This window comes from Streptomyces sp. PKU-EA00015, assembly GCF_013387495.1.
Classification (GTDB): domain Bacteria; phylum Actinomycetota; class Actinomycetes; order Streptomycetales; family Streptomycetaceae; genus Streptomyces.
The window spans coordinates 1-26,066 of sequence record NZ_JABZEE010000079.1 but is presented as its reverse complement, the minus strand read 5'-3'; the positions used below and the strand labels follow the sequence as shown (position 1 = coordinate 26,066).

23 protein-coding genes and 1 pseudogene are annotated in these 26,066 nt (G+C 72.4%); 12 read left to right on the top strand and 12 right to left on the bottom strand.

Going from position 1 to position 26,066, the window contains the following annotated elements; translation table 11 throughout:
• Positions 1–108 precede the first annotated feature (108 nt).
• From HW130_RS32950 to HW130_RS32935, 4 genes are all read left to right on the top strand, one after another.
• Positions 109–1,059, top strand: a complete 951-nt coding sequence (locus HW130_RS32950) for a pirin family protein (protein ID WP_177153450.1) — start codon at positions 109–111, stop codon at positions 1,057–1,059.
• Between the two features lie 169 nt (positions 1,060–1,228).
• Complete coding sequence (locus HW130_RS32945) at positions 1,229–1,567, top strand: hypothetical protein (RefSeq protein WP_177153449.1); 339 nt, start codon at positions 1,229–1,231, stop codon at positions 1,565–1,567.
• 313 nt (positions 1,568–1,880) lie between these two features.
• Positions 1,881–2,789: an LLM class flavin-dependent oxidoreductase gene (locus tag HW130_RS32940; RefSeq protein WP_177153448.1), complete on the top strand. Its 909-nt coding sequence runs from the start codon at positions 1,881–1,883 to the stop codon at positions 2,787–2,789.
• Positions 2,790–3,005: 216 nt separating this feature from the next.
• Entirely contained in the window at positions 3,006–3,620 is a 615-nt protein-coding gene (locus HW130_RS32935) for an RraA family protein (RefSeq protein WP_177153447.1), read from the top strand.
• Between the two features lie 94 nt (positions 3,621–3,714).
• Here the strand turns inward: HW130_RS32935 and HW130_RS32930 are convergent, their stop codons facing one another.
• Positions 3,715–4,128 carry a VOC family protein gene (locus HW130_RS32930; protein WP_177153446.1) on the bottom strand — a complete coding sequence of 138 codons (414 nt, stop codon included), beginning with the start codon at positions 4,126–4,128 and terminating at the stop codon, positions 3,715–3,717.
• 507 nt (positions 4,129–4,635) lie between these two features.
• Between HW130_RS32930 and HW130_RS32925 the strand changes: the two genes are divergently transcribed.
• Positions 4,636–6,549, top strand: a complete 1,914-nt coding sequence (locus HW130_RS32925; RefSeq protein WP_177153445.1) for an RICIN domain-containing protein — start codon at positions 4,636–4,638, stop codon at positions 6,547–6,549.
• 295 nt (positions 6,550–6,844) lie between these two features.
• Here the strand turns inward: HW130_RS32925 and HW130_RS32920 are convergent, their stop codons facing one another.
• The 3 genes from HW130_RS32920 to HW130_RS32910 all read right to left on the bottom strand — a co-directional run bounded on the left by HW130_RS32920 (position 6,845) and on the right by HW130_RS32910 (position 10,543).
• Entirely contained in the window at positions 6,845–8,188 is a 1,344-nt protein-coding gene (locus tag HW130_RS32920; protein WP_177153444.1) for a carboxyl transferase domain-containing protein, read from the bottom strand.
• On the bottom strand, positions 8,181–9,644 hold the full coding sequence (locus tag HW130_RS32915; protein ID WP_177153443.1) for an acyl-CoA synthetase: 1,464 nt from the start codon (positions 9,642–9,644) through the stop codon (positions 8,181–8,183). The genes HW130_RS32920 and HW130_RS32915 overlap by 8 nt, the downstream gene beginning before the upstream one ends.
• A gap of 248 nt (positions 9,645–9,892) precedes the next feature.
• Complete coding sequence (locus tag HW130_RS32910; protein ID WP_177153442.1) at positions 9,893–10,543, bottom strand: lysine transporter LysE; 651 nt, start codon at positions 10,541–10,543, stop codon at positions 9,893–9,895.
• A gap of 68 nt (positions 10,544–10,611) precedes the next feature.
• Here HW130_RS32910 and HW130_RS36875 point away from each other — a divergent pair.
• A pseudogene (locus HW130_RS36875) lies at positions 10,612–11,099 on the top strand (Lrp/AsnC family transcriptional regulator).
• A 275-nt stretch (positions 11,100–11,374) separates the two neighbouring features.
• Here the strand turns inward: HW130_RS36875 and HW130_RS32900 are convergent.
• Positions 11,375–12,574 carry a rod shape-determining protein gene (locus HW130_RS32900; protein ID WP_177153441.1) on the bottom strand — a complete coding sequence of 400 codons (1,200 nt, stop codon included), beginning with the start codon at positions 12,572–12,574 and terminating at the stop codon, positions 11,375–11,377.
• Between the two features lie 180 nt (positions 12,575–12,754).
• Positions 12,755–13,321, bottom strand: a complete 567-nt coding sequence (locus HW130_RS32895; protein ID WP_177153440.1) for a hypothetical protein — start codon at positions 13,319–13,321, stop codon at positions 12,755–12,757.
• A 121-nt stretch (positions 13,322–13,442) separates the two neighbouring features.
• Between HW130_RS32895 and HW130_RS32890 the strand changes: the two genes are divergently transcribed.
• Positions 13,443–14,195: a hypothetical protein gene (locus HW130_RS32890; RefSeq protein WP_177153439.1), complete on the top strand. Its 753-nt coding sequence runs from the start codon at positions 13,443–13,445 to the stop codon at positions 14,193–14,195.
• A 56-nt stretch (positions 14,196–14,251) separates the two neighbouring features.
• Here the strand turns inward: HW130_RS32890 and HW130_RS32885 are convergent, their stop codons facing one another.
• On the bottom strand, positions 14,252–14,689 hold the full coding sequence (locus HW130_RS32885) for a MarR family winged helix-turn-helix transcriptional regulator (protein WP_177153438.1): 438 nt from the start codon (positions 14,687–14,689) through the stop codon (positions 14,252–14,254).
• Positions 14,690–14,779: 90 nt separating this feature from the next.
• On the opposite strand from HW130_RS32885, the gene HW130_RS32880 reads away from it, so the two are divergent.
• Together HW130_RS32880 and HW130_RS32875 are read left to right on the top strand one after the other, a co-directional pair.
• Positions 14,780–15,796 carry an NADP-dependent oxidoreductase gene (locus HW130_RS32880; RefSeq protein ID WP_177153437.1) on the top strand — a complete coding sequence of 339 codons (1,017 nt, stop codon included), beginning with the start codon at positions 14,780–14,782 and terminating at the stop codon, positions 15,794–15,796.
• A 78-nt stretch (positions 15,797–15,874) separates the two neighbouring features.
• Positions 15,875–16,297: an organic hydroperoxide resistance protein gene (locus tag HW130_RS32875; protein ID WP_177153436.1), complete on the top strand. Its 423-nt coding sequence runs from the start codon at positions 15,875–15,877 to the stop codon at positions 16,295–16,297.
• 78 nt (positions 16,298–16,375) lie between these two features.
• On the opposite strand, the gene HW130_RS32870 is transcribed toward HW130_RS32875, so the two are convergent.
• Positions 16,376–18,922 (bottom strand): M14 family zinc carboxypeptidase, encoded by a 2,547-nt coding sequence (locus HW130_RS32870; RefSeq protein WP_177153435.1) that lies wholly within the window; start codon positions 18,920–18,922, stop codon positions 16,376–16,378.
• 116 nt (positions 18,923–19,038) lie between these two features.
• Between HW130_RS32870 and HW130_RS32865 the strand changes: the two genes are divergently transcribed.
• Positions 19,039–19,854, top strand: a complete 816-nt coding sequence (locus HW130_RS32865) for an EI24 domain-containing protein (protein WP_177153434.1) — start codon at positions 19,039–19,041, stop codon at positions 19,852–19,854.
• Positions 19,855–19,877: 23 nt separating this feature from the next.
• Here the strand turns inward: HW130_RS32865 and HW130_RS32860 are convergent, their stop codons facing one another.
• Positions 19,878–20,609: a carbon-nitrogen hydrolase family protein gene (locus HW130_RS32860; protein WP_177153433.1), complete on the bottom strand. Its 732-nt coding sequence runs from the start codon at positions 20,607–20,609 to the stop codon at positions 19,878–19,880.
• 83 nt (positions 20,610–20,692) lie between these two features.
• On the opposite strand from HW130_RS32860, the gene HW130_RS32855 reads away from it, so the two are divergent.
• Positions 20,693–21,304, top strand: coding sequence for a LysE family translocator (locus HW130_RS32855; RefSeq protein ID WP_177153432.1), 612 nt, complete (start codon positions 20,693–20,695; stop codon positions 21,302–21,304).
• A 96-nt stretch (positions 21,305–21,400) separates the two neighbouring features.
• Here the strand turns inward: HW130_RS32855 and HW130_RS32850 are convergent, their stop codons facing one another.
• From HW130_RS32850 to HW130_RS32840, 3 genes are all read right to left on the bottom strand, one after another.
• Positions 21,401–22,846 (bottom strand): hydrolase, encoded by a 1,446-nt coding sequence (locus tag HW130_RS32850; protein WP_177153431.1) that lies wholly within the window; start codon positions 22,844–22,846, stop codon positions 21,401–21,403.
• A gap of 182 nt (positions 22,847–23,028) precedes the next feature.
• The gene (locus HW130_RS32845; protein ID WP_177153430.1) at positions 23,029–24,291 is read right to left on the bottom strand and encodes a pyroglutamyl peptidase; all 1,263 of its coding nucleotides are present in this window, start codon (positions 24,289–24,291) and stop codon (positions 23,029–23,031) included.
• A 53-nt stretch (positions 24,292–24,344) separates the two neighbouring features.
• Positions 24,345–25,301: a GDSL-type esterase/lipase family protein gene (locus HW130_RS32840; protein ID WP_177153429.1), complete on the bottom strand. Its 957-nt coding sequence runs from the start codon at positions 25,299–25,301 to the stop codon at positions 24,345–24,347.
• A 261-nt stretch (positions 25,302–25,562) separates the two neighbouring features.
• On the opposite strand from HW130_RS32840, the gene HW130_RS32835 reads away from it, so the two are divergent.
• Positions 25,563–26,057 carry a DUF3145 domain-containing protein gene (locus HW130_RS32835; RefSeq protein WP_177153428.1) on the top strand — a complete coding sequence of 165 codons (495 nt, stop codon included), beginning with the start codon at positions 25,563–25,565 and terminating at the stop codon, positions 26,055–26,057.
• The last annotated feature ends 9 nt before the right edge of the window (positions 26,058–26,066 follow it).

Below are 26,066 nucleotides of genomic sequence, written 5' to 3'. Positions count from 1 at the left end.
CCCGGGCGCCGGGCCCTGCCCCCCGCACGGCCCGGCACCCGACCAGGACTCCCGCATCTCGCCCCTTGGGGCGCGCCGCGCACCCGCGGCTTCGAAGGAGAAAAGACCATGCCCGCAGTGACCGCCGACTCACCCCTCACCCTGCCGCGCATCCCGCGTCCCGGTGAAACCGCCCGGCAGCGCTCCGTCCTCGCCGTGACCGACGCACCCCAAGGCTTCGAGGGCGAAGGCTTCCCCGTGCGCCGCGCCCTGGCGGGAATCCACCTGCGCCACCTCGACCCGTTCCTGATGATGGATCAGATGGGCGAGGTGGAGTACAGCCCCGGCGAGCCCAAGGGAACACCGTGGCACCCCCATCGGGGGTTCGAGACCGTCACCTACATGATCGACGGCGTCATGGAGCACCGGGACTCCAACGGAGGCGGCGGTGTCATCACCAATGGGGACACCCAGTGGATGACGGCCGGCTCCGGCATGCTCCACATCGAAACGCCCCCCGAGCACCTGGTGATGAGCGGTGGTCTGTTCCACGGCTTCCAGCTGTGGGTCAACCTGCCCCGCGACCGCAAGCTGTCGGCACCCCGCTACCAGGACATCCGCGGTTCACAGCTTGAACTCCTCGCCAGCGACGACGGCGGAGCCCTGGTCCGGCTGATCGCCGGTGAGCTGGCCGGCAGGCACGGCCCGGGTGCGACGCACACGCCGATCACGCTGCTCCATGCCACCCTCAGCCCCGGTGCGCGGCTGAGACTTCCCTGGCGGCAGGACTTCAACGCCCTCGCCTATGTGCTGGCAGGCCGGGGTGCCGTCGGTGAGGACGCGCGACCGCTGCGCTCCGGTCAGCTCGCCGTCTTCGGCCCGGGCGACGCGCTCAGCGTCCAGGCTGACGAGAAGCAGGAGAGCAGGTCCCCGGCGCTCGACGTGGTCGTGCTCGGCGGCCTGCCGATCCGTGAGCCCGTCGCCTGGAACGGCCCCTTCGTCATGAACACCCGCAGCGAACTGATGCAGGCCTTCGACGACTTCCAGGCCGGACGGCTCGGCAGGATCCCGGCGGCATGACCCCGTGCCGGACCGCTCGGGGGCAGATCGCACTCTTCGCCCGCGCGGTGGTGCTGCCGTACGGGACATGCTCGGCCGGCGTCGCAGTCGGCCGGCAGCTGATCCGGCCACTGCCGTTCCCCCCGCCAACAGGCCTTCACGAAGGCCTCCAACAGGAGTGATCACAGCCATGACCTTGTGGAACGTTACCGCCCCGACCTTGCGCACCGTGGGCGGCGAGGAAGTGCACGGCACCCAGACGTGGGTCGTCCAGGCGTCGCGCAGCGCCGAGGCGGTGCGACAGGTGGTCGCTCGTCTTGCCGCTGAGGACGCCGTCCGGCACCGCCGGGGTGCCGCCATCGACTCCACCGCATTCACCACAACCCGCTGGACGAGTCCAGACGGGCCGCTGGCAGCCACGGTTCCCTGCCCACTGGACCCGCGGGACGGACAAGGCCGGTCGGACCAGGTCGCCGACACTCCCTCGTCCGCACCCGTTCCGGCCGAGTACGGGACTACTGCTGCGTGACAGCCCCGATCTTGACGCTGTCCCCGATCAACGCGCGCCCGCCGGCCGGAGGCGCATTGCCTGCTGGAGGCATCGCCGCCGCTCATGAAGCAGTCGAAAGCGGTAGCGCCGGAGGGCCCACCGTGGTCGTTCCCGGCCTCCCCGTACCAGCGCCTTGAGCGACCGGTCATGTGCCGTGTGCCGGCCGTGAACTCCTGGTCGTGCAGGTCGATGAACTTTGGGGCACTGTGCGGCGATGACCGCAGTTCCGCCGCCAGGGCCGGCGGAACGCAAACCGAGGTGCCGGGCGGTCCGGTGCCGGAGAGGAAGCGTCATGGCGGACTACGGCAGGCCGGTGGAGTTCGGGTACTCCACCGAGCCCGGGCGATACGACGAGGTGCTGAATTCGGTCCTGCTGGCGGAGCGGCTGGGGCTCGATCTCGTGGGTATCCAGGACCACCCCTATCAGGGGAGGTTCCTGGACACATGGACGCTGCTGAGCAGCCTGGTGGCCCGTACCGAGCGGATCCGCTTCTTCCCGGACGTCTCCAACCTGCCCCTGCGTCATCCGCCGCTGATCGCCAAGTCGGCCGCCACCCTGGACGTCATCAGCGGTGGCCGGTTCGAGCTGGGGCTGGGGGCCGGCGGCGCGTGGGAGGCGGTCGAGGCGTACGGCGGCGTGCGGCGTACCGCAGGGGAGGCGGTCGCCGCGCTCGAAGAAGCGATCGAGGTCATCCGGCTGCTCTGGAGCGAGCGGCGATCGGTGCGCCACGAGGGGCGGTTCTACTCGCTGCGGGGTGCCCACCCAGGTCCGCTCCCCGTCCACGACATGGGCATCTGGCTCGGTGCCCTCGGGCCGCGCTCCCTGGAGCTGACCGGACGGCTGGCGGACGGCTGGGTGCCCTCGTCGCCCTTCCTGCCTCCGCCCCGGCTGCCGGAGGCCCATGCCCGGATCGACGACGCCGCCCGGTCGGCGGGTCGGCGTCCGGAGGCGATCCGGCGCTTGTACAACGTCAACGGCGTGATCACCGACGGCCCGGGCCAAGGCTTCCTCGTCGGGCCTGTTGAGCAGTGGGTGGAGAAACTGACCGGCCTCGTCGTCGAGGGTGGTATGGACACATTCGTCTTCTTTCCCGGGGGTCCCGTCGACCGTCAGCTGCCGCGGTTCGCAGAAGAAGTGGTGCCCGCCGTCCGGGAGTGTGTCGCCCGCGAGCGGGGCGACGGTCCCGTGGCCCTGCGCTGACCGACTCCTTCTCCTTCGGCCCTGGACGCCCGGACGTGGAGGGGAACGTGCTGATCCCCTCCGAGCGCGAATCGTGGATCGTCGGCGACGAAGGCACCGTACTGTCGGCTTCCGGCGGCGGTGCCGGCGGAAGCACTTCACAGCCCGGAGAAGGACGTGGCCGCCGCCGCTGATCGACCCACCGGACCGCGACGCCGCGACGGAGCAGAGGAAGCAATGGACAACGCATTCAAGGACGTTCCCCCCACCACCCTCGCCGAACTGCTGGGCCGAGAGCAGGTCATGGACATCGGCATCCGCCCGCTGTGGGACTCGCCGCGCGTCGCGGGCCCCGCGTACACGGTCCGGTGCGAGCCCGGCGACAACCTGATGCTGCACGCCGCCATCTACCGCGCCGAGCCGGGCTCGGTCATCGTCGTGGAGTCGGGCGACGTGGACTACGCGCTGGCCGGCGGCAATGTGTGTGCCGTCGCCCAGAACCGGGGCGTCGCGGCCTTCGTGGTCGACGGCGTCATCCGCGACCTCGGCGAGGTGCGAGAGGCCGGCTTCCCGGTCTTCTCGCGCGGCGTCATCCCGATCCCGGGCACCAAGAAGAAAGTCGGTGCGCTGGGTGAGCCGGCCCGTGTCGGGGGTGTGCTGGTACGTCCCGGTGACATCGTGGTCGCCGACGAGGAAGGAATTGTCGTCACGCCGGCCGCCCGCCAGGAGGAGATTCTCACGGCCGCTCGGGCGAAGCTTGCCAAGGAGGCGGATGAGTCCCTCGACGCCTGGGAGAAGAATCATCGCGCCCGCATAGAGAAGGCGCTGAGCGAACAGGGCTTCACCGGCTGACCGGACCACCCTCCGCACGCAGACCCTTCAGCGGCGCAGCCCGGGACAGCACCCGGGGTGCGCCGCTGTTTTCCGTTGCTCCGTCGCGGGCGGGTCAGCCCTGCTCGTTGATGTTGACCATCCACGCGACGCCGAACTTGTCCGTGCACATGCCGAAGACGTCGCCCCACATCTGCTTCTCCAGCGGCACCTGCACGTTGCCGCCGTCGGACAGCTTCTCCCAGTAGCCGCGCAGCTCGCCGGCGTCCTCCCCGCTCAGGCTCACGGCGTAGTTGTTGCCCGGCTTGTACTCCATGCCGGGCGGGTTGTCCGCGCACATCAGCGTGAAGCCCTTCTCGGTCTCCAGCATGCTGTGCATGACCTTGTCGCTGTATCCGGGGGGTGCCTCGGAGCCGAAGTCGCCGTACGTGTGGACCGACAGGTTCCCGCCGAAGACGCCCTTGTAGAAGTCCATGGCTTGCTTCGCTTCGCCGGAGAAGCTGATGTACGGGTTGAGACGAGAGGCCATAGCTTGATCCTTTCGTGACGGTTTGTCAGGAGTGCAGACTAGCCCCGGACCGCTTCTGTGGCAGAGGTGAACCGTTCGTGTCCGCGGCCGTTCCGGAAGTGGCGATGTTTCGCGCGGTAACGGCCGTCGGTGCGGACCGATTTCGGGCATGCGTCAAGGAGTCGTGCGGCAATGGCTCGTCATTGTTGTACTTACTCGTGTTCCAGAAAGCGGTGTCGTCCGGCCGGTGGGCGGCTTGACTCCTGCTTCCTTAATCGCGGGACGATCCAGAACTCTTGTTCCTCGCAGGGAAGTTGTGCAAGGGTGAGCCGTCTCATGTCCGAACAAACGCCTTTCTGATCAACCGTTCGAATTCTCTGACGGGTGAGCCCTTCCAAAAGAAGCGGCGTCGCCGCCGAATGGTATGGACCAACAGGTCCGCTCCTTGTCGACCGGCTGTCGGCATCCACCGACGAGCCGAAGCCACTCAGCAACCCCCCACCGCAATGCCATGGATGGAAAGAGCCCATGCAGCACCCCAGCACGCCCGGAAACGTGCCCTCTTCGCAGGCCGGCCGTATACCCGGGGTCTCCGACGAGGAGCTTGCCGCCACGCTGCGCACCGGGGGAGCGGGCCAGAACGCCCACCCCGTCGCCGCGCTGCTGGCCCGGCACTGGCAGCCCGTGTTCGACTACGCCACCCTTTGCGCGCCCTCGGCCAAAATGGCCTCGATGTTGGCGACGGCCGCATTCGCGCACCTTCTGGAGAATCTCGCGGGAGGCGGCTCGGCCGGTGCGCTGCGGCCCCATCTGCTGGTGACCACCCGTCATATCGTCAAGGACTGGGCCGGCGACCAGCGGATCGCCGCGATGCTGCCGGGGCTGTCGATTCCCGAACCCCCGGCCGAGAAAAGGCAGCTGATCTCCCGGGCTTTCCACGCAATGCCGACGACTGCCCAGGTACTGCTCTGGCATGCCGAGGTCGAGGCCGAGGGGATATCCATACCGGCCGGTTTGCTGGGTATTGATCCGCGCGTTGCCTCCGACCAACTCGACCATACGCGCGAACAGTTCCGGCAGGTCTGCGTACGCGTGCACCGGGAGCACGCTCCCACCGGGGAATGCCGCCACTACAACCGTCTCCTCGACATATCGCTGCGCCGTGGCGGGGCGCTGATCCCCGACATCCAGGTGCACCTGTCGGAATGCCCTTACTGCCGTTACGCAGCCGACCAGTTGCGCCAGTCCGAGGGCCGGCTCGGCGTTCTGATCGCCGAGGCGCTGCTGGGGGGCGCCGCGCAGTCCTATCTCGCGTCCCGGCCGGGCCGTCGCCGCCACGCCCGCCTGAGGGAAGGCCGGCCGGGGGCGCCCGGTGGCCGGGGGGCCGGGCGGCACTCCCGGGGCGGCGGCCGGGGCCTGGCCCTGCCGGCCCTGATGCTGCGCGGCAGGCGGGCCGCCGTGGAGAGGGCGACACCGGCCGCCCTCGGCCTCGGCGCCGCCGTCGCCGCCACCGGGGTGCTGGCCGTCGCCCTCCTGGCCACCCTGTGGTCCGACGACAGCGACCACGCGGGACCGACCGTCCCCAGCGGGGCGGTCACCGGCACGGCTCCGTCCGCGCCCGGCGTGAGCCAGACCGCGCCGACCGCGCCCACCGCACCGGGCGCGCCGACCGCACCGACGCCGTCCGCGTCCGTGCCGGTCGCACCGGCCCCGCAGCCCTCGGCCACCTCGGCAGGCCATCCGAGCGGTCCGCTGACCACGAGACTGCGCAACGTCGAGGCCGACCTCTGTGTCGACTTCGCCGGCAGCAAGGCGAAGAAGGACGTGGACGTCCTGATGGCGGCGTGCTCGTCCTCGTCCCCGACCCAGCAGTGGGTGTACGAGAACGACGGCAGGCTGCGCAGCGCGGCCGCGCCCGAACTGTGCCTGAACTCGCGGGGGCTCGACGGCGTCGTTGTCGCCGACGCCTGCACGGGCCGCACGGCGCCCGACTCCGGCGACGTCCGGTACGACCTGACCATCCAGGGGCACGTCGTCCCGCGCTGGAACGAACGGCTCGCGGTCGTGCCGGCATCGACCGACGCGGGGTCGCCCCTGGTCGTGAAGGTACGGGACGACTCGTTCGGCCAGATCTGGGCGACGGACGGCGTCCGCCGTGGCCCCACCCAGCAGTCGGCGCCCAACGCGGAGGAAGTGGGCGGTCCGCCGCCCGGCGGTGAGCGCTGCGTCCCCGAGACGTGCGAGGCGCCCCCGCCGGCCCCCGGGCCTTCGCGGCCCGCCGCGACGCCGGAGACACGCTCCGAGGGGAGCCTCCGCCGTGCGAGCGACGACGCACCGGACACGGAGGAGCGTTCCCACCGCGCCGCGATCCCGGTGCTGCTCCCGGCGCCGGAGCCCACCCGGTCACCGGCCGCGGACGAGCCGCAGACCGAGGGCCCCTGACCACGGGGCCGGGACCCGGCCCCTGGCTCCGCGCCGCCTGCCCGAGCGGCCTCGGCCGCACCGCGACCGACGGGTCGGCTGCTCCGGCGAAGTGGCGCGGTGAGCCCGTCCGCACCCGCCGCTGACGCCTGCCGCACCCGGCGGCGGGCGCCCGCAGGGCCTCCTCCGCGGCGACGACGTGTGCGGACGGGCAGCCACCGGCGCGCAGGCGAGTCCGCTGCGGCCGGTGGCGGAACGGTCCCGGGGCCGGGAGGACGGCCCACCGCCGACGCGACCGTCGAAAGGCCGCCGGCCGTCAGATCCCCGCCGGGCCCACGATGCCGCGGACGACCGACAGGTCCACGAGGTCCTGCGGGCCGAGGCGGAGTTGGCCGGCCGTGCGGGGGACGTCGGTCCGGTCGCGTTTGAGGATCGCGGCGGCGAGCTCCGGGGCGATCACCGAGAAGTAACTGTCCGGCGTCGCCCACGTGTTGCCCGGTGCCGCCAGCGCCAGCGCGCCCCCCGAACCGCCCTCGCCGATCAGCAGGCTGGTCAGCGGCGTGCGGGCGGCCGCCATGGCCGTGAACAGCTCCGCGATCGCCGCGCCCGCGCCCGCCCGCTCCGCCTCGGCGTCGTTGGCCGCGCCGGGGGTGTCCACGAGCGTCAGCACCGGCAGTCCGAAGCGGTCCGCGAGCCGCACCACGCGCGCGGCCGTGCGGTAACCGGCCGGCCGGGTCGCGGTCCCGGCCTGGGCCGCGTACACCACCGGCCTGCCCTCGCGCAGCCCGACGCCGCACAGCATCCCGGGGTCGTCGCCGCCGCACCGGTCTCCGCGCAGCGGTTCGCGCCGGGTGAAGTAGTCGTCGAGGTACGCGCCCGCCCGTGGCCGGTCCGGGTTCCTGGCAGCCCGCACGGCGTCCCAGCCGGAGCCCGGCGGTCGCCCCGCCCCGCCCAGCGCACGCGGCGGGGGAGCGGCCTCGGCCGGCGCCTGCGATCCGAGAGCCGCCGCCCAGAAGGCGACCGTGTCGCGCAGCGCCTCGGGCCGTACGACGGCGTCGATCTGGCCCGCCCCGAGCTGCCCTTCGGCCGTGTACGCCGCCGGGTCCGCGTCCGGGGGCCGTATGCGCGAGCCCGCGAAGCCGACCTGCGCGCCGGGCAGCGCCAGGATCACGTCGGCGCCCGCGCCGAGCGTCGCCCACCCGCCGCCCGTCGTCGGATCGCGCAGCACGGCGATGTGCGCGACACCGGCCTCGCGCAGCAGCACGGAGGCGCGGGCCACCCGCTGGAGCTGGGACAGCGCGATCATCCCCTCCTGCATCCGGCTGCCGCCCGTCGAGATCAGGGAGACGAGCGGACGGCGGCTCGCGCGGGCGAGGGCGTACGCGGCCTCCAGCCGGTCCCCGGCGCTCTGGCTCAACGACCCGCCGAGGAAGCCGAATTCGAAGGAGATCAGCACACAGGGGCACTCCCCGAGCGTCGCCTCGCCGTACACGACGGACTCGGCAGAGCCGGTGCGCCGTGCCGCCCGTTCGCGTGCCGCGCCGTACCCCTCCCAGTCCAGCGGGCCGTCGCCCGCGCGGGGCGGCTCGGCGGCCTCGTGCTCGGTGAAGTCGTCGCAGAGCAGCGCGATCGCCTCACGGGCGGTCAACCGCTCAGCCATGGAGGGCCCGCTTCATGATCTTGCCCATGTCGTTGCGGGGCAGGACGTCGAGGAACCGCACCTCGCGCGGCCGCTTGTGCGGGGCGAGCTGGACCGCCACGTGCGCCGCCAACTCCTCGGCCGACGGCGGCGTCCGGGGATCGGCCGCCACGATCCACGCGACGATCCGCTCGCCCAGGTCCGCGTCCGGCTCGCCCGTGACCGCGGCCTCGCGCACCGCCGGATGGTCCAGCAGGACGTTCTCGATCTCCCCGGCGCCGATCTTGTAACCGCCGCTCTTGATCAGGTCGGTCGCCTTGCGCCCCACGATCCGCACGTATCCGTCCGCGTCGCGCACGGCCATGTCCCCGGTGCGGAACCACTCCCCGTCGAACGCGGCCGCCGTCGCGTCGGGCCGGTTCAGGTACTCGGTGAACAGATGGTCGCCGCGTACCTGGATCTCGCCGATCGTCTCTCCGTCCGACGCCGTGATCTCCGTGCCGTCCTCCTCGACCAGCCGCAGCGAGACCCCGCGCAGCGGCACGCCGACCGTCCCCGGACGCGCCTGGCCGTCGACCCGTACGCTCGTGTTCATCAGCGTCTCGGTCATGCCGTACCGCTCGATGACCCGCCGTCCGGTCGCCGCGGCGATCCGCTCGTGGTCCGGCAGCGGCAGCGCGGCCGACCCCGACACCAGCAGGCGGGCGCCCGCCAGCGCCTTCGCGAGTTCGGCGTCGTCGTCCAGCGCCTCGGCGAGCCGGTGGTACATGGTCGGTACGCCGAACAGCATGGTGCCGCCCCGGCCGAGCTCGCGGGCCACGCCCTCGGGGGTGAACCTGCCCAGGTGCCGCACCTCGCCGCCGCGCCGCAGCGGGCCGACGACGCCGAGGATCAGGCCGTGCACATGGAACAGCGGCAGCGCGTGCACCAGGACGTCGTCCGCGCTCCACTGCCAGGCGTCCTGGAGCGCGTCCAGCGTCGTGGCGACCGCGCGGCGCGGCAGGACGGCGCCCTTGGGCGGGCCGGTGGTCCCCGAGGTGTAGACGACGAACGCGGGCGCGCCGGGCCCCGGTTCACCGGCCGGCACCTCACCGTCGCCCGTCACCGGCACGTCGACGCGCTCCAACGAGCCGAGGGCGGCGGGCAGTTCGTCGCCCGGAGCGGCCAGTACCAGTGACGGCGCGCTGTCCGCGACGATGTGCGCGAGCTCCCGCTCACCGGTCTTCGGGTTCAGAGGTACGACGGGTACGCCGGCCAGCAGCGCCGCGACCGTGCCCACCGCGGTCTCCAGCGCCGGTGCGGCCCACAGCGCGACCCGCCCGCCGGCCGCGGCCGTGCCGATCCGGGCCGCGAGAGCTCCGGCGGCACCGGCCAGCTGCCCGTAGGTCAGGGACCGTTCCCCGAACCGCAGGGCGACCCGGTCGCTGTGGTCGGGGCCGCCGGCCGTGGCTGTCAGCGCCGGGAACAGGGAACTCACTCGTCGACCTCCTGGTGTCGCGTGCCGTGCACGGCAGGCTCATGGCAGTGCTTCCCGTCGCCTCATTGTCTCCCCGTGGAGAGGCGGCGACCTGAGCCTGTCTCGAACCGGACGGCCCTGTCGCGTGATCAGGTTGCGGTACGCAGGTGCCGAGGGCTTCGCGAGGGTGTCCACGCGCCCGGTCAAGGCGTCCGCCAGGGGCGGATTCGCCCGGACCTGCCCCTATGGGCGATGTGCGACAGGGGCGCTCAGGGCAGCGGGAGCGCGATCTTCACGGCGTAGACGGCGACGAGCCCGAAGCCGATCCGGAAGGTCCACGCGCGGGCGGTGCCGGAGATCCGGGCCCCGGCGTAACCGGCGGCCGCCACGAGGAACTGCTGCCACGCGAGCGAGGCGACGAGCACGCCGCCGACGAACACGGCCCCGGCCGTGCCGCTTCCGAGGGCTGCGCCCTGGGCGGTGGTGAGGGCGGCGAAGTAGAGCGCGGTGGTCGGATTGACGGCGGTGAGTGCGGCGAACCGTGCGAACACCCGCGCGGGCCGCGGCCGTGCCACAGGCTCGCCGGTCCCGCCCCGCGTGACCCCGTCCGCCGGGCCGTCGCGCAGCCCCCGCACGGACGACCACAGGCCGTGCGCCGCGATGGCGGCCAGGATCAGGGCCGATGCCAGGCGCACCCATGCCTCCACGCCCGACAGCGCCGAGGCCACCAAGGGGCCCAGGGCCGTGGCCACCGCCGCGTACGACATGTCGACCACCGCCACCGCGGACGCCGCCGCCACCGCCGTGGCGCGGTCGCGCATCGCCTCCTGGACCAGCAGCACGCCGATCGCGCCCACCGGTACCGCCACGCCCAGTCCGGCCACCGCTCCCGCGCCGGCCGTCGTCAATATCTCGGTCATGGGCACAGCGTGGTGCGTCCGCCGGTCCTCTCGCGGTCGTATTACGGCGTCGGCTGCGACAATCGCGGATGGACGGCCTCGACAGGGAAATCCTCGGCGTGCTCCGCGAGGATGCGCGGATCTCCTACCGCGATCTCGGCATCCGGATCGGCCTGAGCGCCGACGCCGCCGCCGACCGGGTGCGCCGGATGGTCCGGGACAGGACCATCCGCGGCTTCACCACGATCGTCGACCCGACGGCCGGCCCCCGCCCCGGCCTCGTCGTCTTCATCGACATCACGCTGCGCCTCGACACGACGAACGAGGAGTTCGAGCGAAGCGAGATGGGGGTCCCCCTGCCGAAGGCTGGGGGAGGGTCGTGCTCAGGCTGCCCGGCATCACCGAGGTCGTCCACGTCGCCGGCGCGCACGACTACCTCGTACGGGCCACGGCGGCCGACGCCGCCGAGCTCGACGCCCTGCTGCGGACCCTCAAGCGGGCGGCCGGCGTCGCCCAGTCCAGCACCAGTATCGCCCTGCGCGACGCGCGTGCGCCTACCGGCGGGACTCCCAGGTGACCGGGCTCAGCCGGCCGCCGTCCTCGGGCGGCCCGTCGTCGGTGACCCGCAACCGCACGCCGGGCGCTCTCCGGCGAGCGACGCCGTCGTGTCGGCCTCCACGCCGATTCGCGAGACGGTCGATCCGCGAGACGCCCCGCCGCCGTTGCGCGCCGGGCAGCACCGCCGTCCGTCCACCGGTTCGCGCACCAGCGCGTCGACGGCCCGTGTTTCTCCGTGAGGGAGAAGCCCCGATGCGGTGCCACCGGGCCCCCGCCGGGGCCGGGGCGTCCTCGTCACCGGGGCTCATGGGCCGCTTCGGAGCGGTCGTAGTCGTCAGGGTCCGGACCGGCGCCCGGCGCGTCGTCCTCACCGCCCGCCCCGGACGGGGACACGGCCCCGAAGGACGACAGGCCGTGTGCGTACCCCGTCCCGCCGGAGGACTCGTCGAAGTCGGGGTCGTCGGCGAGCGGGTCCAGCCCCATGGGCTGGATACTGCCCTCCAGCATCGCGCCGAGCCCGAGAATCGTGCAGGTGTCGGGCCGTTCGGCGATCCGCACCGACATACCGGTGGCGTCCCGCAGCATCTGGTCGAGTCCGGGCAGCAGCGCGCTGCCGCCGACCATCACGATGCCGCTGTCGACGAGGTCGGCCACCAGGTCCGGCGGGCAGTGGCGCAGCACCTTGCCGATGCCGTCGAGGACCGAGGTGAGAGGCGTATGGATGGCCTCCCGTACGGCGGCGGTGTCGACGCGCACCGAACGGGCGAGTCCGGTGGCCACGTCCCGGCCGTGGATCTCGGTGGACGTCGGGCCCTGCGAGGTGAGGCCGTTGCCGTGCAGCGCCAGTTGCAGAGGACGCACGGACTGGCTGGGGAGCATCAGGGCGTGCTGGTGCCGCAGGTGCTGGATCACCGCGTGGTCGATCGCGTTGCCGCCGATCGGGATGCGTTCGGCGGTGACGATCGAACCGAGAGAGAGGACCGCGATCTGGGTGGTCGCCGCGCCGCACACCATGATCATGTTCGCGGTGGGCTCTTCGACCGGAAGCTTGCAGCCGACGGCCGCGGCGATCAGCGTGTCCACGAGCTCGACCCGGCGGGCGCCGAGACCGACCAGCGTCTCCACGGTGGCGCGCTGCGCGAGCGGGTCGGAGTCGTGCGGTGTGCTCGCGGCGGCGCGCAGCCGGGGCTTGCGGCGCAGCTGGCGGCGGAGTTTCTCGCCGAGCAGGTGCCGCAGCATGCGCTGCGCCATGTCGATGTCGACGACGGTACCGCCGCTGACGGGCCGTGTGACGCGGATGTAGTCGGGCGTCCGGCCCGTCATCTTCTCGGCGAGCGTGCCGACCGCGATCAGCGCGCCGGTACGGGTGTTCACGGCGGCGACGCTGGGCTCATCGACGACGAGGCCCGCGCCCTTGACGAAGACACGGGTCCTGGCCGCCCCCATGTCCACGGCGACATGGCAACGGCGCAGCTGCTCAAGGCTGACGGTCACGGCAGATCCTCCCGAGTGCGGTACGTGTTCGCATCGTGCGATCGCCCGGGGCCGTGCGCGCGCTGGGCTGCGCCGGTCGGGGGCACCGCGGGCTGACACTCCGCCAGATGAGCAGGACGCACCGGGGCCGCGGCGCGTGCGTGCGTCAGGCACGCCGTCCCGGCCGGTGCTCACGCCCCGTCAGATGAGGCGCTGCAGAAGCCCCCAGGTGAACTCCGCGATCCGCTCGCCCTCGCCGGGCGGCGTGAACGCCAGGCGCCATCTCGTCGGCGCCGATCCCTCCAGTGGCCGGGCCGGCGCGAATGCCCTCGCCACCTCGTCGACCGTGCACGACCAGGGCCGCAGGTCCGCCGTCGTCCGCAGCTCGGGGCCGGCCGCCCCCGGGGCCCGTACGAGCCATTCGTTCCACACCGCCCCGTTCTTCGCGGCCAGGACCTCGAAACGCAGGTCGGGCCAGAGCGGCACCGGCCACAGCAGCGCGTCGCACTCCAGGTCGCCGATGCGCCGGTGCTCGACCGACTCCGGTGTGCCGAGCACCGAGCGGTAGCGGGTCAGGGCGCCGCGCGCCCGGGGCGAGCGCACCATCGCCTGCCAGCGGCGGTTCGCCTCCCGCATCTGCGCGAGCGAGACGCCGAGCTCGCGCCGGGCGTCGTCGACGAGGTCCGGCTGGTGGTCGGCCATCCGGCGCAGCAGCACCAGCTGGAAGTCGAACGGTCCGAAGGGGGCGGTGGCAACCATGCCCGACATCCTGCCCCGGGGATGCGACGGCACAAGCGAGCGGGCACGCCGGGGAAGTGAGGATTCCACACAGGATCCTCACACTCCGACCCACCGCCCGTCGCCCGGTGCCGCATACTCTCCGGGGGCCATGGATTACTGCCACCCGTGCGGACGGCACCTCAACGGCGCGCTGGCCTGTGCCGGGTGCGGCACCCCCGTCGAGGAGCTCCGTCACCACTCCACCAGCGCGCCCGACACGGGCCACGTCTACGAGCTGGACGTGGAGCCCGAGCCGGCGCGGCCCGGGCCGCGTGCCGCGCGCCGTCAGGCGCAGTCGCGCCGCAAGCCCGCGTCCGCCGGACGCCGGGGGCGCAAGAGGCGTGGGCGCAAGGTGGTCCTGGGGACGTTCGGCCTGGTGCTGGCCGCGGGGGCGCTGAGCCTCGCGGAGCTGGCGACCGAGGGGTCGGGCGGTGACGGCGCGGCCACCACCGTGAAGGAACAGGACGTCGTCGAGACGGAGACGATCGAGCCGTCGGCCGCCGAGGACACCCCGGACGGTCCGGGCGAGGTGAGCGAGAAGCCGGTGATGTCGTCCGGCTCCCCGCGCCCGGCCGGGAGCGCCACCGGGACGAAGAAGGACGGGGGCGCGCCCGCGGCGGGCACGGGGAGCGGCGACGGCGAGGGCCCGGCGCCTTCCGCCTCCGCCTCCGCGTCGGCCCGTGACGGCGCCTCCCCGTCCGCGACGGACGGCCCTGACGACGCCGATCCCAGCGGGAGCGGCCGGCCGACCTCCGGTCCGGGCGATCCGGATGATCCGGAGCCGCCGGGGGAGGAGGAGCCCCCGCCGCCGGAGCCCTCGCCCACGCAGACCTGCGACCGTTTCCTGTGGTGGTGTCTGTGACACCCCCGCGGTGCCGGTGACACCCGCCCGGCCTGCGTCCCGCGTCGCCCCCGGGGCTACTGCTCGGGGCGCTCGCCCAGCATCCGCCTGAGCAGGTCCCTCAGCGCCGTCCGCTCCTCCGCGGACAGCTCCGCCAGCGGCTCGCGAGCGAAGTCCAGCGACTCGCGCAGCCGCTTCGCCGTGCCGCGCCCCTCCTGAGTGGCCGCGGCCAGCTTCACCCTGCGGTCGCCCGGGTCGGGGCGCCGCTCCACGAGGCCGCGCGTCTCCAGGCGGTCCACGATGCCGGTGATGTTCGACGGCTCGCACTTCAGCTTGTTCGCGATCCGGCGCATGGGCAGGGGCTCCAGGGAGAGCAGCCCCAGCACCCGGGCCTGGGCGCCCGTGAGGGAGTGCTCGGCCGCGGCGCGCTCGTACTCGTCGTGGTAGCGGGCCACGACGGAGCCGATGAGCTCGACGACTTCGAGGGTGAGGGGGTCTGTTCCTGGGATGGCCATGGGTCTCAGGATACCCAGATGCTTGACAACCTGAAATATCCAGGCGCATGGTTGTTTGAGGTAGTCAAGCATTCCTAGGGGGAACCCAGCATGTCCGCTCTTCCCGCGTCCGGCCGCGAATGGCACCTCGTCGCCCGCCCGCACGGCTGGCCCAAGCCCGAGGACTTCGCCCTGCGCGAGGCGGAGGTCGCCGAGCCGGGCGAGGGCCGGGTCCTCGTGCGCAACCTGTACTTCTCGGTCGACCCGTACATGCGCGGCCGGATGAACGACGTGAAGTCCTACGTCCCGCCGTTCCAGCTCGACCACCCCATGGAAGGCGGCGCGGTCGGCGAGGTCGTCGCGTCGAACGCCGAGGGCTTCGCGGTCGGCGACCACGTGCTGCACGGCCTCGGCTGGCGGGAGTACGCGAGCGTGCCCGCGCAGCACGCCGTCAAGGTCGACGCGTCGCTGGCGCCGCTCTCCGCCTACCTCGGCGTGCTCGGCATGACCGGCCTCACCGCCTACGCGGGCCTCTTCGAGGTGGCGTCCTTCAAGGAGGGCGACGTGGTCTTCGTCTCCGGCGCCGCCGGCGCGGTGGGCAGCCAGGTCGGCCAGATGGCCCGGATCAAGGGCGCCTCGCGGGTCATCGGCTCGGCGGGCTCCGACGACAAGGTCAAGCGCCTCGTGGAGGAGTACGGCTTCGACGCCGCGTTCAACTACAAGAACGGACCGGTGGCCCAGCAGTTGAAGGAGGCGGCCCCCGACGGCATCGACGTCTACTTCGACAACGTCGGCGGCGACCACCTGGAGGCGGCCATCTCCTCCTTCAACGTCGGCGGCCGGGCGACCATCTGCGGAATGATCGCCCAGTACAACGACACCGAGCCGGCCCCCGGCCCGCGCAACCTCGCCCTGATCATCGGCAAGCGGCTGCGCCTTCAGGGCATGCTCGTGAACGACCACTCCGCCCTCCAGCCGCAGTTCGTCCAGGACGTCGCGGGCTGGATCGCCTCCGGCGAGCTGAAGTACGACGAGACCGTCGTCGAGGGCATCGAGAACGGCTACGACGCCTTCACGGGCCTGCTGCGCGGCGAGAACACCGGAAAGATGATCGTTTCTCTGGCCTGAGTCGTCACCCGTTAGGCTCTTCCCCAGCCGTCGCGATCGTGGGCGCGAGTCGCGGCGAACCAGCAGGAGGAAGACGTCATGTCCATCCAGCAGTCCGAGGTGCTCTACACCGCTGTCGCCACCGCGGAGAACGGCCGTGACGGCCGAGTCGCCACGAACGACGGCACCCTCGACTTCGTCGTGACCCCGCCCAAGGAGATGGGCGGCAGCGGCACCGGGACCAACCCGGAGCAGCTGTTCGCCGCCGGCTACAGCGCCTGCTTCCAGCAGGCCCTCGTCGTCGTCGCCCGCCAGGAGAAGGCGGACATCACCGGCTCCACGGTCACCGCCGAGGTCGGCCTGGGCAAGAACGACGACGGCTTCGGCCTCATCGTCAAGCTCTCCGCGAGCATCCCGAACGTGGACGCCGCCACCGCCAAGGACCTCATCGAGAAGGCCCACCAGGTCTGCCCGTACTCCAAGGCCACCCGCGGCAACATCACGGTCGACCTCGCCGTGTGACACGCATGACCGAGGGCCGCACCCCGCGCACGGGGTGCGGCCCTCGTCGCATGCCCGGCGGTCGGCCGCCGGTCGTGTTCAGCGGGTCAGCAGCGCCCGGCCGATCTGTGCGAACACGCCCTTGGGGTGCGCCCGGAACAGCGGCTCGGTGCCGAACAGCACCACCGGCGCCCCGGCCTTCGACGTCCCCGAGACGACCGACGCACGGCCCGCCGCGTCCTGCGGTCCGCCCTTGCCGTCCTCCGCCGCACGCCAGTGGCCGGACACGAGCGGGTTCCCGGAGCCGTACGACTGCTCGACGCGCACGCCGCTGCCGAGGTCGGTGAACCAGCCCGGCGAGTAGACGAACGTGTGCGCCGGGGCGCCGCCCGTGATCGGGCCGTCGGAGTTGGTCACGCGGACCACGCCGTTGGCGTCGCCGTTGCCCGCCACAGCGGTCACGTTCAGCAGCGAGGCCGCCGCGTTGAACGCCGCTCCCTGCTCACCGAGCCCGACCACGCCGACGCCGCTCGCTCCGAACGCCGCCCGGGCGGCCGGTGTGAGCTTCGCGTGGTCCAGGCCGGACGACACGAACAGAGCGTCCACCGTGGACCAGTCGAAGCCCGCGTTGAGCACCTCCGTCGACACCGGCACCACCGCGAAGCCCATCTCCCGCAGCGCGAACAGCTCGCCAGGGGTGACGGCCGCGGCCACCCTGGTGCGGCGCAGCGGCGCCGTGCCCTTCTCCTTCGTCGCCTCGAACGCGACCCCGAGCCGGTCCGCCAGCACCCGTGCGACACCCCGCGCCGAGCCCGGCACGACCGCCGCTCCGTCCGCCGTCCGCCGCACCTGGACCCCCTGCGCCAGCAGGGAGTTGAGGGCCGCGATCTCCTTCGGGTCGTCCAGACGCAGCCGCAGGTCACCGTACGGGGCGACCCGGCCGGTCGGCGACGCGGCGTGCACCGTGCGCGTCGGCACCCGCGGCGCGTGCGAGACGGACTTGTCCACCGTCGCGCCCCACAGCAGACCCGGGCTCCAGCCCGAGATGTCGTACATGACCGAGACGTCCGCGCTGATGTCGCGCCCCTCGGCGAGGACCACATTGGCCAGACCGCGCTTGGGCTGGTGCATGTCGACGACGTACGAACCGGCCGGGTACGAGCGCCCCTCCAGCCGGAACGGCATGCGCGCCTGCTCCACGCGCACGTCGTTGGCGACCAGATGGTCCACCAGCCGGCCCGCCGCCACCGCCGACCTCTGTGAGCCGCCGGCCGGGATCACATAGGCCCGCGGGAAGGTCGCCGTGTACACGTCCTCGGGACCGATGCCCGGCACGCCCGGCACGGTCTCCTCCGACACCGGCCGCTGCGCCTCGCCCGCCGCGCCCCGCCGGAACGTCTCGATCTGGTCGGCGATCACCGACGTGCGGTGCGCGTGCGTGTAGGCGAGCGCCGCCCGCATCGCGGCGCCCGCGATGTCGGTGTTGACGACGGCACGGCGGCGCAGCTCGGCGACGGGCAGCGGGTCGTAGTCGCGGTTGTTGACCCGCATCGGGAACTCGATGGTGTGCGAGGCCACCGTGCCGTGGAACGGCATGTACTGCGGGGTGAAGATGGGCGGCCAGTCGTCCCAGCCCTCCTTCTCGTCCCGGAACGGGATCACGGCGGGCCGCACCCCGTCCTTGTCGAACGTGTAGCCGAGGCCGTTGACGGCCTTCTCCATGCCGAGGGCGTTGGCGTACGCGTTCTTCAGGAAGAGGTCGTACTCGTAGTTCTCGCCGTGCGGCGGTGTCGTCGGCTCGATCAGCGTGCCGTTGACGTAGCCGTGCAGATCCAGCATGACGGCCGGCTGCTTGTCGATCGCGATCTGCCGGATGGCGCGCGACTCGGGCTGGGTCGCGGTGATGAAGTCCCGGTTCAGGTCGAAGCCGCCGGAGTTGGCACGGGTGCCCGCGATCCGGCCGTCCGGGTTGGCGGTCACGTTGAGGTAGATGCGGTTCTTCGCGAGCAGGTCGGCGGTGCGGGCGTCCTCCGCCTTCGCCAGCTCCTCGATGAGCTTCAGCGCGGCGTCCGTGCCCTCCCACTCGTTGCCGTGGATGTTGTTGTTGATGAACACGGGCGTCTTGTAAGCCGCCTTGATGCGCGGGTCCTTGGACGCGGCCGTCGGCGCGTTCTCGATCCGCTCGCGCATCCGCTCCTGCTCGCGTGCCTGCGCCGCGCTCTCCGGGGCCGTCACGGTGACGAGGTACAGCTCGTGGCCGCCCGCCGAGTGCCCGGCGACCTCGACGCTGACCCGGTCGCCCAGCTGCTGCAGGGCGTTGAGGCGCGGTGCGATCCCGTGGTACGGGACCAGGCCCAGCTTGACGGACTTGTCGTCCGGGTTCGCCGGCGGGACCTCGAGCGTCGTCTCGCGCGGGTAGCCGCCGGTCCGCGTCCGCGGGCCGGACGCCGGACCGCCCAGGGCATCGGCGGTGGCCGACGCGGGCGCCCGGGCTGCGCCCGCGTCACGTCCACCGCCCTCCCGCAGGGGATGGGGCCGCGGATCGTCCCTGCTCGGAGCCGCGGTGGCGGCCGGCGGTACGAGCAGAGCGCCCGCGAGCGCGGCCGCGAGGCCGGCGGTGATCAGTAAGGGTCGGGGTGATCCCATGCGGTACGGACCTTTCCAGTGCCGGAAGAATCGATACGTGATCAGTACACGATCAGTACGCGAGGTCTACCGGTTCGGCTCCCGAACAACAAGAGCCACACCGATAAGCTGTGCGTATGCGTGATCTCGGGGTGGGTTTCGGCTACTTGATGAAGGGCCAGCGCTGGGTCGGCGGGCACGGCCGCTGGTTCGGTTTCGGGCTGCTGCCCGGCCTGGTGACTCTGGTGCTCTACGCGGCGGCGCTCGCCGGCCTCGCCTGGGGCTCGGACGACCTCGTCGCGTGGGCGACACCGTTCGCCGACGACTGGTCCTCGCCGTGGCAGGGCGTCCTGCGCGGCACGCTGACGGCCCTCGCCTTCGCCTTCGGCCTCTTCCTCGCCGTGATCACCTTCACGGCGGTGACCCTGCTGGTCGGCCAGCCGTTCTACGAGTCGCTGTCCGAGCACGTCGACCGCACCGAGGGCGGCGAGGTGCCGACGTCCGGCCTGCCGCTGTGGCGCGAACTGTGGATCTCCGCGCGCGACTCGGTGCGGATCCTGCTGCGCGTCGCGTTCTACGGAGTGCTGCTCTTCGCCTGCGGTTTCCTCCCGGTGATCGGTCAGACGGTCGTGCCCGTGGTCGGTTTCTGCGTCTCGGGCTTCTTCCTCACCGAAGAGCTGACCGCCGTCGCGCTCCAGCGTCGCGGCATCGAACTGAAGGAGCGGCTCGGCCTGTTGCGCGGCCGTCGGCTGCTGACGCTCGGCTTCGGCGTGCCGCTGACGCTGGCGTTCCTCGTCCCCTTCCTGGCGGTGTTCCTGATGCCGGGCGCGGTGGCGGGCGCGACGCTGATGGCACGCGACCTGGTGTCCCCGCGGGGCGAGGACGACACCGCGGGGGCGGCCCCGGCGGCGCCCGCCCCCGGGCAGTCCCCGTACGGCTTCACCAAGTCCTGACCGGCGGCCCGGCGTCGTTCGTTCTAGCGCGCGGCCGCGTCCGCGGGGAGCTCCAGCAGTGCGAGTCCCCGTCCGCCGTCGCCCGCGTCCGCGAGCAGCGTGCCGTCCGGACCCCACACCGCGCTGCCGCCGCGGCACTCGCCCACCTCGCAGGTGCCGACGTGGTTGGCGAGCAGCACGTACAGGCCGTTGTCCCTGGCCCGCACCGGACAGACTTTCTCGAACGAGTCGTTGCCCACTTCCAGTACGGAACTGGCCACGTACACCCGGCAGTCGTCCGCCTCGGCGGAGGCGGCCACCTCGGGGAACCGGTTGTCGTAGCAGATGGCGACCGAGAAGCGGACCCCGTCGAGCTCGAAGCGGCCCTCCACGGTGCCCGCCGTGAAGACCTCCAGCTCCTCGCCGTACAGGTGCGTCTTGTCGTAGCGGGCGAGCAGTTCGCCGTCGGGGCCGATGACGAGTGCCGAGATCGCCGGCCGGTCGCCGTCCGTGCGGGCCGCGCAGCCGATCAAAGCGGCCGTCCCGGTCGTACGGCACGCCTCGCGCACCGGTTCGAGCCGGGGGTCGTCCTCGGCCAGCCACAGGCCGGGGTCGGCCGCGATCGGAGCCAGGGCGTAACCCTGGGCGGCGAGTTCGCAGAAGGCCATGAACCGGGCGCCCTGTCGGGCCGCTTCACGGATCAGGTCCGCCATGCTGCCGATGTTGGCCTCGACGTCGCCGAGAACGGACGGGAACTGTGCTGCTGCGATCTTCATGCGGCCATCATCACCGTCTCGTCATCCGGGAGAAAAGCCCGGACGGCTCATCACCGGGCCGCCCCTCGTGCCAGCATCGCCGTATGACCGAAGTGATCGCAGTGGCCGTCATCACCGTCCTCGCCGTCATCAGCCCCGGCGCCGACTTCGCCATGGTCGTGCGCAACAGCTGCCTGTACGGCCGCACGACGGGCCTGTTCGCCGCCGCCGGTGTCGCCGCGGGCGTGCTCGTGCACGTCACGTACACGATGCTCGGCGTCGGGCTGCTGATCGCCTCGTCCACCGAGCTGTTCACCGCCATCAAGATCGCCGGTGCCGCGTATCTCGTCTACATCGGCTTCCGGACCTTCACCGCCCGCACCGAGATCACCGTCGACCTGGAGCGGCAGAAGGAGGGGCTGACGCCGCTGGGTGCGCTGCGCGGCGGCTTCCTCACCAACGTCCTCAACCCCAAGACGACCCTTTTCGTGGTCTCCACCTTCACGCAGGTCGTCGGACCGGACACGGCGACCTGGCAGCAGGCCGGGTACGGGCTGTTCATGTCGGTGGCGCACCTCGGCTGGTTCGGGCTCGTCGCGCTGTTCTTCTCGCAGCCGCGGCTGCGCGCCGCCCTGCTGCGCCGGCAGCGGGCCCTCAACCGGGCCATCGGCTCGGTGCTCGTCGGCCTCGGCGTCAGCCTGGGCTTCGCCCGCTGACGGCCAGGTCCTCTCTTCTGGATCAGGCCGGATCGGTGACAGAGAGCCTGAGGCCCCGCCCGGGACGACGCCGGACGGGGCCCGAAGCGGCGGCGGTCAGCTCACCTGGAGGGCCGTGTCGTCGATGACGAACGACGTCTGCAGCCGGGAGCCCTCCGCCCCGGTGAACCTGAGGGTCACCGTCTGCCCCGCGTACGCGCCGAGGCCGAAGCTCCGCTGCACATAGCCGCTCGTGGCGTGGAGGTTGGAGTACGTCGCCAGGGTGGAAAGGACCGTGCCACCGCTGTCGAGGACCTGCACCTTGAGGGTGTCGTAGGCCGTGGTCGTCGTGGTCTCCGCCGTGTCGACGCGCAGGTGGAAGATGAACGCGGCCGTCGTGCACCCGGACGGGACGGTCACGGTCTGGGCGAGCGTGTCGGTGTGGGTGGTGCCGTAGCCGTTCAGCCACGCCTTGTACGAGCCGGTGCGGGCCGGGCGGGCGGGGTCGTTCGTGATGACGCCGCTCGTGGCGGTCCAGGAGGCCACGCCGGACTCGAAGCCGGGGTTGGCGATCAGCTGGGCGGCGGTGCAGGTGCCGCCCCCGCCGCCTCCGTCGCCGGTTCCTCCCGAGAGCCACTCGGTGGCGTTCAGGGCGAGGGCCGCGTTGGTGCCCGCGGGGTCGTTCCAGCCGTCGTAGAGGGTGTTGCCCGACTGGCCGGTGCCGTCGTCGATCGGCGAGCTGTCGCCCCAGAATGCGACCCGGCCGCTGCCGAACGTGCTGGTGACGAAGAAGGCCCCGGTGTTGCCGAAGTGGCCGGAACGGTAGACCAGGCCCTTGACCGAGGAGTTGGCCGACGGCTTGAGCGTCGCCGTGGTCCCGCTGCGGATGATGCTGCCGGTCACCTTGCCGAACGGACCGTTGATCACCGGGTCGGTGGTGCTGCTGACGGCCTTCGGGTTCTCGCTGCCGATGCTGAGCGAGTCGACCGAGAAGCCGAACGGGTCGGTGCTGTCGACGCTGTTGTTGCTCATGAGGTCGTTGACGACCTCGACGCCGTCGTAGCCGTCGTTGTTGCGGTCGGCCCCGCTGTGGTTCGGGATCACGAAGAGGCCGCCGCCGTTCTGCACGAAGCGCATGACCGCGGTCTTCTCGGCCGCCGTCAGCAGCACGTTGGGCTCGGGCAGGACGAAGGTGTCGAAGTTCTGCAGGTCCAGCGCGGCGCCGGAGCCGTAGGTGATGGTGCTGCCGGGCGGCAGGGTCTTCAGCGCGTAGTCGCCGGTCCTCTGGAGGGCGACGCCCCAGGAGGAGATGGCGCCGGTCCAGCTGGTCTCTGTCGAGGGGGACGGGTTCTGCCCGAGCGGGTCCGGCTGGCTCGTGCTGATGATCCAGTCGGCGTTGCCCGCCGTCTCGGCCTTGCTGTTGTCGAACAGGACACGGTGCGGTTCGGCGGCGGCCGCGGTAGGGGCCGTGGCGGCCTGTACGGCTCCGGCGGTGAGCAGAGCGGCGGCGAACAGGGCGAGGACACGGGCGAATCCGCGTCCGGTGCGTCTGGGTCCGAGCATCCGGCATACCTCCGTGAAGGCGGGGGAGAGGCGGTGCGGGCGTCGAGTCTGCGCGCGTAGAAATGCGCCCGGCGCACAAGCGGGCAATTTTTGATTGAACGGTACATGACCAATGAGGGGCCGGGCAACGGCCCTGGCCCGCACCCCGGACAGCGGCGGTGCGGGCCAGGCGGCGGCCGGGATCAGCCGGTGGATTCCGCCGTCACGCGGATGATCGCCCGCACCTGCGCGATGATGTCCAGCCGGTTGCGTACGAACTCGGGGTCGGTGACCTCCGTCGTGTTCCCGGCCCCGAACTGCAGCACCGGGGTGTGCACGTGGCCGCCGGGGACGGCCAGGCCCAGCCGGTCGCGGAGCAGCGTCGCGCGGTAGGCGATCTCGTTCGAGAGGTAGTTGCCGCCGCCCCCGGCGCGCGCCGCCGAGCCGGGGGTCGGCCCCTCGGGCCGCACCACCGCGGGGCCGCCGCCCGCCGGGACCTCGGTCACCGACGTGTTGTCGTAGACCGGGAAGCGGCCCGTGTCCGCAGCGGTGATCGCCGCGTACGGGAGCGTGGTCGTCGTCCACTGGGGCTGCGTGGCCGGATCGTCGACCGGCACCGTCTCCGTGCGGGAGACGTTGTCGTTGTCCGGGAACCCGCCGCGCCAGGCGCCGTTGAACCGCTCGATGTCGACCCGGCCCACCCTGCCCTGACTCACCGTCGTGAACAGATCCGCCTCCGGCAGCCGAGGCCGCAGCGTCCGCTCGACCGTGCCGTCGGCGAAGTCCTGCCAGCGCACGGGGAAGACGGCCGTCTCGACCCGGGCCGGCCCGTCCGCCGTACGGATCCAGGTGCCGTCCAGCGCGAGCGCGGTGGCACCGGACGGGTTGCTGATCCGGATGTCCCGGTCCAGCGTGAACGGGTCGAAGCCCGTCATCACGATGCGCCTGATCCCCTTGCCCGCGGGGAAGTCCATCGAGTCCTGGCCGCGTGAGCTGCGCTCCAGGCGGTCCAGCAGGCGCGCCCGCTGCGCGTCGTCGAAACCGAACGACGGCTCCCACTGGCGCAGATGCGCCGTCATGCCGAGCCGGGCCCAGTACAGCGGCCGGTCGTCGTCGCGGCTCAGGTCGCCCCGCGCGGGCCCGCGCCCCTGCGCCCGGTCCACGGCCCGCTCCCACAGCGCCGCCCCCTGCCGGACGACGGTCCGCTCCGCCTGCCCGTAGGACCCGGCCCCGGCGAGCGCCCGGGTGAAGGCGGGCGCCACGCCGTCGAATCCGCTGCGCCGCAGGATCTCCTGCGGCACGGCCCGCTTCAGGCGCTGCTCCTCCACGGTGAGAGGCCGCGCGTCCGAGGTCCGCGCCGCGTCGGCGGGTTGCGCCGCGGCGGTCGGCGACACGGTGAGGGCGAGGGACGCGGAGGCGAACAGGGCGACGCCGAGCACGTCCAAACGGGCGCGTATCCGGGACACGGGAATCCTTCCGTCGGGTGGGCGGAAGTATCGCGGGCGGGGCGCTGCCGTCGCTACCGCGCGCCGCCGTCGGCCTGCCCGGCAGGGCGCCCGGCCGGCGGCTTCGCGGCCGTGACGTTGCGGTACGCGATCTCGGCCAGTCGCTCCTGGCCGTCCCGGCTGGGGTGGAACCAGTCCCAGCGGCTCAACTGCTGCCCGCTGAAGCGGTAGTCGAACACCGCGCCGCCGTCGTAGCGGCAGCGGTCGTCCTCGGCGCAGACGTCCTCGAGGACTTCGTTGTACGCGACGATCCGCTGCCGGACGGCGTCCCGGCGCTGCTGCGCCGACAGGCTGTCGTCCTCCGCCTCGCCCAGCATCGACGCACAGATGCCCAGCTTCCAGATCTGACTGCCCACCGGGTCGGCGCGGCCCGTCGACCACAGGCGCTTGAGGTCCGGCACGCTCGACACGTACACCTGGGCCTTGGGCGCGTCCTTGCGCAGCCGGGACATCGACGCCTCGAACGACGCGCGGAACGTTTCGACGGGCGTCATGCGCTCCATGGTGTCGGCGCAGGCGTCGTTCGCGCCGACCATCACCGTGACCAGTTCCGGCTTGTGCGCGGCCGCCAGGGCCATCTGCGCGGGCAGATCCGCGACGTCGGCGCCGGAACGGGCGTGGTTCCAGCTGCGGGCGGCGGCGCCGGCCGGTCCGAGCAGGCGCAGCGCGAGGCTGTTCACCCGGGTGTCCGTGCCGGTGGCCCACGACACTTCGGGGCAGTCGGTGAAGAGCGAGCAGGCGTCGAAGCCGCGCGTGATCGAGTCGCCGACCGCGGCGAGGGAGCGCGGGGTGCGGTCCCAGGGGGGAGTCGGGCTGGGACTCGGCGTGGGCCGGGAGGAAGCGGAGCCAGGGCGTCCGCCCTGCTGTGACGAGGAGTCACATGCCGTCAGCACAGCGGCCGACAGGGTGGCGAGCGTCACGGCGACGATCCCTGCCCCACGCCTGCGGTACGTCCTCGCGCGCTGCCGCATCCCCGTGTTCCCCTTCTGCGACCCGGCGGTCGGACTCCTGCCGAGTGAAAGCTTCGTGCGTACGGGCCCAGGACCGACAGTACGCCATCCCTCCAGGGCCCCCGCACGGTAGCTTTTTCCCGTCGACCCAGAGGCACCCCCGCCCATCGGCGCCAGTAAATTACATCACGTCACATGCTGTCCCTTTTGCGGAGTTCCGCTCCCGATGCTGTTTACTGAGGCCGCTGGGAAGGTGATCCTCGTCCCACACTGGAGGTCCCGGTGACGACACGTGGCGTTCTGTACGTTCACTCCGCACCGCGCGCGCTGTGCCCCCACGTCGAGTGGGCGGTCGCGGGAGTGCTCGGCGTGCGGGTCCAGCTCGACTGGGTCCGCCAGCCCGCATCGCCCGGGACCTGGAGAGCGGAGTTCTCCTGGCGCGGCGAGGCCGGGACGGCCTCCAAGCTGGCGTCGGCGCTGCGCGGCTGGCATCTGCTGCGCTTCGAGGTGACGGCGGAGCCGTGCGCGACGGCCGAGGGTGAGCGCTACAGCGCGACGCCGGAGCTGGGCATCTTCCACGCGGTCACGGGCATGCACGGCGACATCCTGGTCCCCGAGGACCGCCTGCGCGCCGCGCTGGCGCGGTCGTCGCAAGGGGAGACGGAGCTGGAGGCGGAGATCGCGAAGCTGCTGGGCAAGCCGTGGGACGACGAGCTGGAGCCCTTCCGCTACGCGGGCGAGGGCGCGCCTGTCCGCTGGCTCCACCAGGTGGTGTGACCGGGGGGT

Coding starts and splice junctions, on each gene's coding strand:
- HW130_RS32950 (WP_177153450.1), top strand. CDS start 109: ATGCCCGCAGTGACCGCCGACTCACCCCTCACCCTGCCGCGCATCCCG.
- HW130_RS32945 (WP_177153449.1), top strand. CDS start 1,229: ATGACCTTGTGGAACGTTACCGCCCCGACCTTGCGCACCGTGGGCGGC.
- HW130_RS32940 (WP_177153448.1), top strand. CDS start 1,881: ATGGCGGACTACGGCAGGCCGGTGGAGTTCGGGTACTCCACCGAGCCC.
- HW130_RS32935 (WP_177153447.1), top strand. CDS start 3,006: ATGGACAACGCATTCAAGGACGTTCCCCCCACCACCCTCGCCGAACTG.
- HW130_RS32930 (WP_177153446.1), bottom strand. CDS start 4,128: ATGGCCTCTCGTCTCAACCCGTACATCAGCTTCTCCGGCGAAGCGAAG.
- HW130_RS32925 (WP_177153445.1), top strand. CDS start 4,636: ATGCAGCACCCCAGCACGCCCGGAAACGTGCCCTCTTCGCAGGCCGGC.
- HW130_RS32920 (WP_177153444.1), bottom strand. CDS start 8,188: ATGGCTGAGCGGTTGACCGCCCGTGAGGCGATCGCGCTGCTCTGCGAC.
- HW130_RS32910 (WP_177153442.1), bottom strand. CDS start 10,543: ATGACCGAGATATTGACGACGGCCGGCGCGGGAGCGGTGGCCGGACTG.
- HW130_RS32895 (WP_177153440.1), bottom strand. CDS start 13,321: ATGTCGGGCATGGTTGCCACCGCCCCCTTCGGACCGTTCGACTTCCAG.
- HW130_RS32890 (WP_177153439.1), top strand. CDS start 13,443: ATGGATTACTGCCACCCGTGCGGACGGCACCTCAACGGCGCGCTGGCC.
- HW130_RS32885 (WP_177153438.1), bottom strand. CDS start 14,689: ATGGCCATCCCAGGAACAGACCCCCTCACCCTCGAAGTCGTCGAGCTC.
- HW130_RS32880 (WP_177153437.1), top strand. CDS start 14,780: ATGTCCGCTCTTCCCGCGTCCGGCCGCGAATGGCACCTCGTCGCCCGC.
- HW130_RS32875 (WP_177153436.1), top strand. CDS start 15,875: ATGTCCATCCAGCAGTCCGAGGTGCTCTACACCGCTGTCGCCACCGCG.
- HW130_RS32870 (WP_177153435.1), bottom strand. CDS start 18,922: ATGGGATCACCCCGACCCTTACTGATCACCGCCGGCCTCGCGGCCGCG.
- HW130_RS32865 (WP_177153434.1), top strand. CDS start 19,039: ATGCGTGATCTCGGGGTGGGTTTCGGCTACTTGATGAAGGGCCAGCGC.
- HW130_RS32860 (WP_177153433.1), bottom strand. CDS start 20,609: ATGAAGATCGCAGCAGCACAGTTCCCGTCCGTTCTCGGCGACGTCGAG.
- HW130_RS32855 (WP_177153432.1), top strand. CDS start 20,693: ATGACCGAAGTGATCGCAGTGGCCGTCATCACCGTCCTCGCCGTCATC.
- HW130_RS32850 (WP_177153431.1), bottom strand. CDS start 22,846: ATGCTCGGACCCAGACGCACCGGACGCGGATTCGCCCGTGTCCTCGCC.
- HW130_RS32840 (WP_177153429.1), bottom strand. CDS start 25,301: ATGCGGCAGCGCGCGAGGACGTACCGCAGGCGTGGGGCAGGGATCGTC.